Source organism: Streptomyces sp. NPDC048211, assembly GCF_043202315.1.
Classification (GTDB): Bacteria; Actinomycetota; Actinomycetes; order Streptomycetales; family Streptomycetaceae; genus Streptomyces.
Window position 1 is genome coordinate 62,251 of sequence record NZ_JBIDAD010000022.1, and the last position, 8,608, is coordinate 70,858.

Genomic DNA, 8,608 nt, shown 5'->3' on the forward strand with positions numbered 1-8,608 from the left:
GGCCGGCACCTGCGGATACGCTGCTGCCGCACGGCGACAGCAGAGAAACGGAGAGCCCCACCATGGACACCGCCCCGCCCCGCGACTCGGGCCAGCTGACCTTCCGCGACGCGACCGAAGCAGACGTGCCCGCGCTCGTGGAGCTGATCCAGTCCGCGTACCGCGGTGACTCCAGCCGTGCGGGATGGACCACCGAGGCGGACATCCTGCAGGGGCAGCGCACCGACCCGCAGGGGGTGCGCGACGTGGTGCAGGCCCCCGGCAGCCGGCTCCTCGTGGTGGAACGCGACGGCGATCCTGTCGCCTGCTGCCAGCTCGAACACCGGGGTGAGGCCGCCTACTTCGGAATGTTCGCGGTCCGCCCCACGCTCCAGGGCGCGGGGCTCGGCAAGGTGATCATCGCCGAGGCGGAGCGCAGTGTCCGGGAGAGCTGGGGTGTGCGCGAGATGCACATGACCGTGATCTCCGTGCGCGACGATCTGATCGCCTGGTACGAGCGGCGCGGCTATCGCCGTACGGGGCAGCTGAGCCCGTTCCCGTACGGCGACGAGCGCTTCGGTATCCCGCAGCGCGACGACCTCGCCTTCGAACTGCTGGTCAAGGACCTGCCCGCGAGCTGACCGAGACCTGCTGCGGGCGACGGCGTGCTGTCCCGGACCGCGTGGGCGGCGGCCACGCGGTGAAACGGGCCCCGCCGGGCGGCCACGCGGTGATCAGGGAGCCGCCGGGCGATTACGCGGTGAAACGGCCGGCGCGGCGGATCTCGGGGAAGTCGGTGGTCGCGCCGTCGAGCCCGAGCCCGCGGGCGAGCCGCAGATGGTCCTGGGTGTTCACCACCCAGCCGACCACCGTCAGGCCCTCGGCGTGGGCCTTCTCGACCAGTTCCAGCGTGATCCGCCGGACGTTGAGCACCAGCCGGGTGGCGCCCACCGCCTTCGCGCGGTCCACCACGTCGTCGCCCCAGCGGCTGGCCACGAGGGCGGTCCGCACCCCCGGCACCAGCTGTGCGATCTCGGCGATCGCCTCGTCGTGGAACGAGATCACCTCGACCCGGTCGACGAGATCGCGCCGCCGCATCACCTCGGCCAGCGTGCGGGCGGCGGCCGCATCCTTGATCTCCGCCTGCAAGGGGGACCGCACGGCGTCGAGGACTTCCTCGAAGACCGGTACCCGCTCCCCCTGCCCGGCGTCGAGTTCGCGCAGCTCGGCCAGGGTCTTCTCGGCGATCGGGCCCTTGCCGTCGGTCGTCCGGTCCACCTCGGCGTCGTGCATGACGGCGAGGGCGCCGTCCTTGCTCAGATGAAGGTCCAGCTCGATGAGGTCCATTCCGGCCTGCTCGGCGTGGACGAACGACCGCAGCGTGTTCTCCGGCTCGACCCCCATCACCCCGCGGTGACCGATGGTGAGAAAAGACAAGGGACTCTCGCTTCCGTCGACGGCTTCTCCCTGTGTGCCTACCCACACGGCGCTACCGCATGACCGCAGATCCGGCTGACCGGCCTTCCGTCGCGGCGTGGGGACCGGCGGTGCGCGGGGGCGTGGCCCCGTGACCCTGGACGCCGGCGGTGCCGAGCAGGAATCCGGTGATGACGGCGGCGACCAGGACGGCACGAATGCTCACGCGCGGGTTCTCCCGAGTGGGTACGAGGGGCGGACGCCGTCCGTCCTACCGGCAGCGGCCCGCCCGCCGCGAGCTGTGTCACTCATGCGTGGGCGTGTCCGGTGCGGGGTTGCCGGGCAGGTGTGCGGGTCGACGCCGCGCGTGCGTGCTGTTCCTGGACCGACGCGTCGCTGTCGGTGCGCATTCGTGTGCGGAAGGATGCGTCGGATCGCTGGATGGCAGGAAAAATCGCGGTGACCATGGGGGGTGGGCAGGATAATTTTCAGGTCTCCACTTGTCTTGGGGAACCGCGCGCGGATACGGTTACGTGACGCGAGGTTCTCCTGTGGAGGAAGTGTTATGACGGAAATTCTTGTGCACGACGTCGCCGACGGCGGCATAGCTTCCGCCCAGCGGGTGATCGAGCACCCGGCCTGGCCCGCGCTCAAGAATGCCGTGGAGGAGATCCGCCCCTGGCAGTCGAAGGACGGCTCCATCGACTTCGACGCCGAGGGCGCGCCCGCTCCGGCGGCTGCCGAGGCGGCCCTGGGCCGGGTGACCGCCGCGGTCGAGGAGCTTGCGCCGCTGCTCCCGCACGACGCCGCGTACCACCGTGCCCTTGTCATGGACCTGCGTCGCTGGGCCGACGGCGGATTCGGTGTCCCGGACTTCCTGGACTCGCTCCTGGCGTTCCAGCCTGCCAAGGACCGTGCCGACGGGCTCCAGCACCTCGTGGTCTTCGCGATGTACACGCAGAACGGCAATCCCGACCGCAACCTCGAAGCGGTCGTGCTCCGGATGGTCTGGCCCGAATGGCTCGCCGACCTGGAGGCGACCCGCTACGACAACCCGTTGTTCTGCGGCATCACCTTCGAGGACTTCACCTCCGGATACGACACCAACTCCGCCGTGCTCTTCCCGGAGACCATCGCCGTGCGCGAAGCCCCCGAGCGCTTCAGCTGGGGCGGCATCTTCTGCGATCGCGAGGCCGCCCGCTTCCGCCGCGTCACCGAGGCCTCCGTCGAGCTCCTGGGCGTCGAGCTGCCCGAGGACATCCGCGAGATGGTCGGCGACCAGCAGCGCTGTGAGCAGGCATTCGTGCTCTGGGACATGGTCCACGACCGCACCCACAGCCACGGTGACCTGCCGTTCGACCCCTTCATGATCAAGCAGCGCCAGCCGTTCTGGATGTACGGGCTCGAAGAGCTGCGCTGCGACCTCACCGCCTTTAAGGAGGCCGTGAAGCTGGAGGCCGACGGTTTCGGCCAGGGGCGCGACGTGCAGTACGCCGTGCTGTTCGACCGGATGTTCCGCTTCCCGGTCACCGGTGAGCGCGTGCGCAACTACGACGGTCTCGGCGGTCAGCTGCTCTTCGCGTACCTCCACAAGCACGACGTCGTGCGCTGGACGGACAACACCCTGAAGATCGACTGGGAGCGGGCCCCGCAGGTCACCAACCAGCTCTGCGCCGAGATCGAGAAGCTGTACCGGGACGGCATCGACCGCCCCAAGCTCGTCCACTGGTTCGCCGCCTACGACCTGGTCGCGACGTATCTCGCGCCTCACCCCGGATCCCGCTGGGCCAAGGGGCCGGACGCGCTGGACCTCTCCCAGCCGCCCCGCAAGCTCGTCGACGACGTGCTTCCGGACGAGTTTCCCCTGAGCATGTTCTATGAGGCGCTCTCCAAGAAACTGAAGAACGTGATCGCCTCCACCAAGGGGATCACCGCCGCGGGTGCCGGGCAGGCGGCCGCGTGAGCGCACGTCATGAGGAGGCGGTGGCCATGAACGGAAACGGCAAGGGCAGCGGGAGCGGTGCGCTCGAAGGAGCTGTCGTCGCGGTCGCGGGGGCGGCCGGTCCGGCCGGCCGGGCGACCCTGCTCCGGCTCGCCGAGGCGGGTGCGGTCGTCGTCGCGTCGGACGCGAACGCCACCCGGCTCGCCGAGGCGGTGGACGCGGCGCGCTACGCCCACGGCGGTGCCACCGTCACCGGCGACACGGTGGACCTGCTCGATCTCGGCGCCGCCCGTGAATGGGCCGACAAGACCGAGAAGGAATTCGGCAGGATCGACGGGCTGGTCCACCTCGTGGGCGGCTGGCGCGGCAGCAAGACGTTCGCCGACACCGACCTCGCCGACTGGACGCTGCTGGAGAAGCTGCTGATCCGCACCGTCCAGAGCACCTCCCTGGCCTTCCAGGACGGTCTCCAGCGCAGCGACCGCGGCCGTTACCTCCTGATCAGCGCGGCCGGCGCGAGCAACCCCACCGCGGGCAACGCCGCCTACGCGGCGTCGAAGGCGGCGGCGGAGGCCTGGACCCTCGCGCTCGCGGACTCCTTCCGCAAGGCGGGGGGCGAGGAGGGCTCACAGAGCGCTGCTGCGATCCTGGTCGTGAAGGCACTGGTGCACGACGCGATGCGCGCCGAGCGCCCGAATGCGAAGTTCGCGGGCTTCACCGACGTCAAGGAGCTGGCCGATGCCATCGCCGGCGTCTGGGACCGGCCCGCCCCGGAAGTGAACGGAAAGCGCCTGTGGCTGACCCCGCAACCGTAAGGACCGACGCGCGTCGTCACCACGACCCGCAGGTACGCGGATTCGCCAGTGACAACTACGCGGGGACCCACCCGGAGATCCTCGCGGCCCTCGCCCTCGCCAACGGGGGCCATCAGATCGCCTACGGCGAGGACGACTACACCGGTCACCTCCAGCGCGTCATGCACAGCCACTTCGGCCCCACCGCGGAGGCCTTTCCGGTCTTCAACGGAACCGGGGCCAACGTGGTCTCGCTCCAGGCGATGACCGACCGCTGGGGCGCAGTCATCTGCGCCGAGTCCGCCCACATCAACGTGGACGAGGGCGGGGCGCCGGAACGGGTCGGCGGCCTCAAGCTGCTCACCGTGCCCACCGAGGACGGCAAGCTCACGCCGGAGCTCATCGACCGGCAGGCGTACGGCTGGGACGACGAGCACCGGGCCATGCCGCAGGTCGTCTCGATCACCCAGAACACCGAGCTCGGCACGGTCTACACACCCGACGAGATCCGGGCCATCTGCCAGCACGCCCACGGGCACGGCATGAAGGTCCATCTCGACGGGGCCCGCATAGCCAACGCCGCGGCCTCCCTGGACGTGCCGATGCGCACGTTCACCAACACCGTCGGTGTCGACGTGCTCTCGTTCGGCGGGACGAAGAACGGAGCCATCTTCGGCGAGGCCGTGGTGGTGCTGAACCCGGACGCCGTCCGGGCGATGAAGCACCTGCGCAAGCTGTCCATGCAGCTCGCCTCCAAGATGCGCTTCGTCTCCGTCCAGCTGGAGGCACTGCTCGCCGGCGATCTGTGGCTGCGTAACGCCCGGCACGCCAACAGCATGGCCCAGCGGCTCGCCGAGGGTGTGCGGGCGGTGGACGGCGTGGAGATCCTCTACCCCGTCCAGGCCAACGCCGTCTTCGCCCGGCTGCCGCACGAGGTGAGCGAACGGCTGCAGAAGCGCTTCCGGTTCTACTTCTGGGACGAGAAGGCCGGTGACGTGCGCTGGATGTGCGCCTTCGACACCATGGAGGACGACGTCGACGCGTTCGTCCTCGCCCTCAAGGAAGAAATGGCCGCACAGGAGTAGCCTGCATGAATATGCGGCTGACCGGAAAGTGATTGACTCCGGTCAGCCGCTTACTTACGCTCGGCGGCCATGGAGCTGATACAGCAGGTCCCAGAGATTTCCGCATATCTTGCCGCCGACGATGCGATCGACCATGAGCACCCGCTGATCCGCGATACGGCGGCACGGCTGCGTTCGGAGGCGACGGACGCATACTCATACGCGGAAGCCGCGTACTGCTACGTACGCGACACCGTCGTGCACTCCTCCGATTCGGGTGACATGCGTGTCACCTGGCGCGCCTCGGACGTCCTTGCCACGCGAAACGGCATCTGCCATGCGAAGGCGCATGCCCTGGTCGCGCTGCTGCGCGCGGACGGCATTCCCGCAGGCCTCTGCTATCAGGCACTGGCGAACGACGACGGGACCCCGGGCCCGGTACACGGGCTGATCGCGCTGCGGCTGCCGGGCCGGGACCGCTGGGACCGGCAGGACCCGCGGGGCAACCGGCCCGGCGTGGACGCGCAGTTCTCGCTGGACCGGGAGCGGCTCGCCTGGCCCGTCCGGCCGGAACTCGGCGAAGTGGACTGCCCGACGCTCCATGCGGCGCCGCATCCGGCGGTCCTGCGCGCCCTGCGGACGGCCGACGACCGTGCGGAGCTCTGGCGCACACTGCCCACAGCGCTCTGACCGGGCGGGCTCGGCGCGCAGGGCGCCCCGTGGCTCGCGAGGCCCCGAAGAGGCCCGTCCCGGGGCGCGGAGCGCTGTCCTTGCCCCGGTGAGACGTTTCGGCCGTGGCCCGTCCGGGCCATCAGCCGCGCTCGCGGACCTCGGCGGCCGTCGGAGCCGTACCCCCGAGATGCGAGGGCACCCACCAGGTGTCGCTCGCGTCCTTCGGGCGCACCGGATAGGCGCGCTGGGCCGCTTCGAGGAGCTCCTGCACGCGCTCCCGCAGCCGCCGCGTGATCGCGCCCGCGTACTGGTCGGCGGGCGCCTCCACCGGCTCGCCGACCCGGATGGTCACCGGGATGTGGCTGCGCCTGAAGTTGCGCGGGCGCCCCTTGGTCCACAGGCGCTGGGTGCCCCACAGGGCCATCGGGATCAGCGGCACCCCTGCTTCCTGGGCCAGCCGTGCCGCACCCGACTTGAAGCTCTTCAAGGTGAAGGACTCCGAGATCGTCGCCTCGGGGAACACTCCGACGATCTCGCCGGAACGCAGCGAGGCCAGCGCGTGCTCGTACGCGTCCTCGCCCTGCTTGCGGTCGACGGGGATGTGCTTCATGCCGCGCATCAAGGGGCCCGAGACCTTGTGCCGGAACACCGACTCCTTGGCCATGAACCGCACCAGGCGCTTCTGCGGCAGCGCCGTGAGCCCGGTGAAGATGAAGTCCAGATAGCTGATGTGATTGCTCACCAGAACCGCGCCACCGGTCTTCGGGATGTGCTCCGAACCCTGGGTGTCGATCTTCAGGTCGAGCGCCTTGAAAAACGTACGAGCGGCGCCGATGACCGGCCGATAGACGAGTTCTGCCATCTGGAGAAGACCCTTCTTCAGCGCCTGGGGAGGGTTCTCCCGGCGGAAGTTACGCAGCCGTAGGTTTTCGGCATTGGGCCGATCGTGCCCCATGCGCGTCGTGGTGGCCAGTCTCGGCGGGCGCGGGGCGCGAGATTCTCGTCACGTGGAACGGAGGGGAATGTCCCGGCGCCCGCAGGTGCTGACCCTTTGCGTAGAGCTCTGACAGGAGGACGAGGATGGACGGGCGGATCCGTACGGACCGGCTTGATGCGGCCCAACTCGGTGCGGAACTGGGGGAAAAGGCGACACTCGTCCAGTTCTCCAGCGCGTTCTGCCAGCCCTGCCGGGCCACCCGCCGCACCCTCACGGAGGTGGCGGACATGGTCGACGGCGTCGCGCATGTGGAGATCGACGCCGAGGCGCATCTCACTCTCGTGCGCGCGCTGCACATCAGCCGGACCCCGACCGTCCTGGTCCTCGACGCCGCCGGCCTGGTCGTCCGCCGCGCGGTCGGGCAGCCACGCACCGTCGATGTCGTCGCGGCGCTCGGGCAGGCGATGTGACGGACCGTGATGCTTCTCCCACCTTGTGGAACGCTCTTGACTGCACCCGCCACGCATCGTCACTCTGACGCTATGCCGCCAGAACTCCTTCTCTACGGCCGGGTCCACATCGACCTCGCCCGCCACGCGAGTGCGCGCTGTCCGGATGCCTGAGCATCCACGGCCCCGTACCCCCGACGCGCAGAAGGACATCTCCATGACGGCATCACCCGGGACCGGCACACCCCGGACGGCATCCCCGGACCTCCTGCGTTCCGTGTTCCGGCAGCACGCCGCCGGTGTCGCCGTGATCACCGCTGCCGGAGACCGGCCGGTGGGCTTCACCGCCACCTCCCTCAACTCCGTCGCCGCCGATCCGCCGCTCATCTCCTTCGGCGTGGGTACCTCGTCCTCCAGCTGGCCGGTCGTCGCGGAGGCGGACCACGTCGGCGTTCACATACTCGGCGAGCATCAGCGGGAACTGGCCGCCACTTTCGCCCGCAGCGGCGCCGACCGGTTCGGCCCGGCCACCGAATGGCGCAGTGGTCCGGAAGGCGTCCCGGTGCTGGACGGCGTGCTCGCCTGGCTCGTCTGCCGGGTTGTGGCACGGATTCCGGCGGGGGACCACCGCATCGTCATCGCGCAGGCGATCGCCGGCGATCCGGCTGAGGGCGGCAGGCCGCTCGTCTATCACCAGGGCAGGTTCACGGCTCTGCGAGACTGAGATCTCCTTGTGGCACCGGGGTGCCGGGCGTAGGCCAGATCACAGTGCCAAGCGCTTGCTTAATGGGCACCCAATGGGTGTACTGGCGAGTAATATTACGGTCGGAGCATGGGTCGCCCCGACCGGAAATCGCCCCATCAGGCGCCTATGCTGCGTGCAACAAGGCAGCCCGGAAATGACGATGCAGTAGGAGAGCCGGCGTGAGCTTGAGGATCGTTGTCTGTGTGAAGTACGTGCCCGACGCGACCGGTGACCGGCATTTCGCCGATGACCTGACGTTGGATCGTGAGGATGTCGACGGTCTGCTGTCGGAGCTGGATGAGTACGCGGTCGAGCAGGCGTTGCAGATCGCGGATGCGGCGGACGATGCGGAGGTCACCGTGCTGACGGTGGGTCCGGAGGATGCCAAGGACGCGTTGCGCAAGGCGTTGTCGATGGGTGCGGACAAGGCTGTTCACGTCGAGGACGACGATCTGCACGGTACGGATGCGATGGGTACGTCGCTGGTGCTGGCGAAGGCGCTGGAGAAGACGGGGTATGACCTGGTGATCTCGGGGATGGCGTCGACGGACGGCACGATGGGTGTGGTTCCGGCGCTGGTGGCCGAGCGTCTGGGTGTGCCGCAGGTGAC

General features: G+C 69.3%; 11 protein-coding genes. 8 read left to right on the forward strand and 3 right to left on the reverse strand.

Features of this window, described 5'->3' with window-relative positions:
* Positions 1–62: 62 nt before the first annotated feature.
* Positions 63–620 (forward strand): GNAT family N-acetyltransferase, encoded by a 558-nt coding sequence (locus tag ACGFZA_RS39565; RefSeq protein ID WP_393685661.1) that lies wholly within the window; start codon positions 63–65, stop codon positions 618–620.
* Positions 621–732: 112 nt separating this feature from the next.
* Here ACGFZA_RS39565 and ACGFZA_RS39570 read toward each other — a convergent pair whose 3' ends face one another.
* Positions 733–1,416: a glycerophosphodiester phosphodiesterase gene (locus tag ACGFZA_RS39570; RefSeq protein WP_393685663.1), complete on the reverse strand. Its 684-nt coding sequence runs from the start codon at positions 1,414–1,416 to the stop codon at positions 733–735.
* 52 nt (positions 1,417–1,468) lie between these two features.
* Entirely contained in the window at positions 1,469–1,621 is a 153-nt protein-coding gene (locus ACGFZA_RS39575; protein WP_385282318.1) for a hypothetical protein, read from the reverse strand.
* Between the two features lie 339 nt (positions 1,622–1,960).
* Here ACGFZA_RS39575 and ACGFZA_RS39580 point away from each other — a divergent pair, with 339 nt between their 5' ends.
* From ACGFZA_RS39580 to ACGFZA_RS39595, 4 genes are all read left to right on the forward strand, one after another.
* Complete coding sequence (locus ACGFZA_RS39580) at positions 1,961–3,358, forward strand: DUF6421 family protein (protein ID WP_393685665.1); 1,398 nt, start codon at positions 1,961–1,963, stop codon at positions 3,356–3,358.
* A 26-nt stretch (positions 3,359–3,384) separates the two neighbouring features.
* Positions 3,385–4,152: an SDR family NAD(P)-dependent oxidoreductase gene (locus tag ACGFZA_RS39585; RefSeq protein ID WP_219573240.1), complete on the forward strand. Its 768-nt coding sequence runs from the start codon at positions 3,385–3,387 to the stop codon at positions 4,150–4,152.
* A complete protein-coding gene (locus ACGFZA_RS39590; RefSeq protein WP_393685667.1) occupies positions 4,131–5,216 on the forward strand; it encodes a threonine aldolase family protein in 1,086 nt (361 codons plus the stop codon). Before ACGFZA_RS39585 ends, ACGFZA_RS39590 begins: the two co-directional genes overlap by 22 nt.
* 69 nt (positions 5,217–5,285) lie before the next feature.
* Positions 5,286–5,885, forward strand: a complete 600-nt coding sequence (locus tag ACGFZA_RS39595) for a transglutaminase family protein (RefSeq protein ID WP_385282310.1) — start codon at positions 5,286–5,288, stop codon at positions 5,883–5,885.
* A gap of 121 nt (positions 5,886–6,006) precedes the next feature.
* On the opposite strand, the gene ACGFZA_RS39600 is transcribed toward ACGFZA_RS39595, so the two are convergent.
* The gene (locus ACGFZA_RS39600; RefSeq protein ID WP_385282308.1) at positions 6,007–6,729 is read right to left on the reverse strand and encodes a lysophospholipid acyltransferase family protein; all 723 of its coding nucleotides are present in this window, start codon (positions 6,727–6,729) and stop codon (positions 6,007–6,009) included.
* Between the two features lie 218 nt (positions 6,730–6,947).
* Between ACGFZA_RS39600 and ACGFZA_RS39605 the strand changes: the two genes are divergently transcribed.
* The 3 genes from ACGFZA_RS39605 to ACGFZA_RS39615 all read left to right on the forward strand — a co-directional run.
* Complete coding sequence (locus tag ACGFZA_RS39605; protein ID WP_385282305.1) at positions 6,948–7,274, forward strand: TlpA family protein disulfide reductase; 327 nt, start codon at positions 6,948–6,950, stop codon at positions 7,272–7,274.
* Between the two features lie 196 nt (positions 7,275–7,470).
* Complete coding sequence (locus ACGFZA_RS39610; protein WP_385282302.1) at positions 7,471–7,977, forward strand: flavin reductase family protein; 507 nt, start codon at positions 7,471–7,473, stop codon at positions 7,975–7,977.
* Between the two features lie 200 nt (positions 7,978–8,177).
* Positions 8,178–8,608: electron transfer flavoprotein subunit beta/FixA family protein (locus ACGFZA_RS39615; RefSeq protein ID WP_393685670.1), on the forward strand; the 431-nt coding region annotated here is incomplete at its 3' end.